The sequence below is a fragment of the Streptomyces sp. NRRL F-4489 genome (assembly GCF_001509485.1).
In the GTDB taxonomy this organism is placed as follows: domain Bacteria; phylum Actinomycetota; class Actinomycetes; order Streptomycetales; family Streptomycetaceae; genus Streptomyces.
Genome location: NZ_LLZI01000160.1, coordinates 1 through 1,223 on the forward strand (window position 1 = coordinate 1; position 1,223 = coordinate 1,223).

Consider the following 1,223-nt stretch of genomic DNA (forward strand, 5'->3'; position numbering starts at 1 on the left):
CCCCCACCCAGGGGCAAGCCCCCCCCCGCCAGCAAAGCCGCCCCTCCAAGAAAGCCGCCCCACCATGCGCATCCTCCTCACCACCGCCGGCTCCTACGGCGACGTCGCCCCGTACACCGGCCTCGGCGCCCGTCTGGCGGCCGGCGGCCACGAGGTCACCCTCGCCACCCACGACCGCTACGCCCCGCTCGCCCGCGCCGCCGGCCTCGGCTTCCGCGCCCTGCCCGCCGACCCGCGCACCACCGGGCCCGCGGACGCGCCGGATGCCACCCCCACCGACCGCCGCGCCCTGATGCGCCGCGCCGCCGCGTTCATCGACCGGCTCGGCGCCGGGATGGCCGACGCCGTCCCCGAGGACACCGAACTGCTGCTGCTCTCCACCACCACGGCCCCGCTCGGCTGGCACCTCGCCGAGGCCCTCGGCATCCCCTCGGCCGGCGCCTACCTGGTGCCCACCACCCCGACCCGCGCCTTCCCGCCCGTCCTCAGCGGCGGCCGCTCACTGGGCGGTTGGGGCAACCGCGCGGCCGGCCGGCTCTCCCTCCGCGTCGTGGACCGCCTGCACGCCGGCGCCGTCCGCGCCCTGCGCGCCCGCCTCGGCCTGCCGCCCGCCTCCGCGGCCGCGGTCCGCCGCCGCACCGAGGCCGCCAACTGGCCGATCCTGCACGGCTTCAGCGACCTCCTGATCCCCCGCCCCGCCGACTGGCGCACCGGCCTGCACATCACCGGCACCTGGTGGCCCCACCACGCCCCGGACACCCAACTCCCGCCGCCCGTCGAGGACTTCCTCACCGCCGGCCCCCCTCCCGTCTACATCGGCTTCGGCAGCATGTCCTCCGACCACGCCGAACGCCTGACGTCGATCGCCGTCCGCGCCCTGCGCCGCGCCGGCCTCCGCGGCCTCCTCCTCACCGCCAACTCCGCCCTGACCACGCCCGACGCCACCACACCCCACGCCGCCACACCCCAAACCGCCACCGACGACATCCTCACCCTCCCCTCCGAGGTCCCCCACGCCCTCCTCCTCCCCCGCGTCGCCGCCGCCGTCCACCACTGCGGCGCCGGCACCACGGCCGCCGTCCTGCGCGCCGGCCTGCCCTCCGTCCCGGTCCCGTTCACCGGCGACCAGCCCTTCTGGGCCGCCCGCCTGGCCGCCCTCGGCACCGCCACCGCCCCACTCCCCCTCACCGCCCTGACCAAGGACCTCTCCCCCGACGACGCCG

At 78.3% G+C, this 1,223-nt stretch carries 1 protein-coding gene; it reads left to right on the forward strand.

Features of this window, described 5'->3' with window-relative positions; all coding sequences use genetic code 11:
- Positions 1-64 precede the first annotated feature (64 nt).
- Positions 65-1,223: glycosyltransferase (locus ADL22_RS14190; protein ID WP_066978146.1), on the forward strand; the 1,159-nt coding region annotated here is incomplete at its 3' end.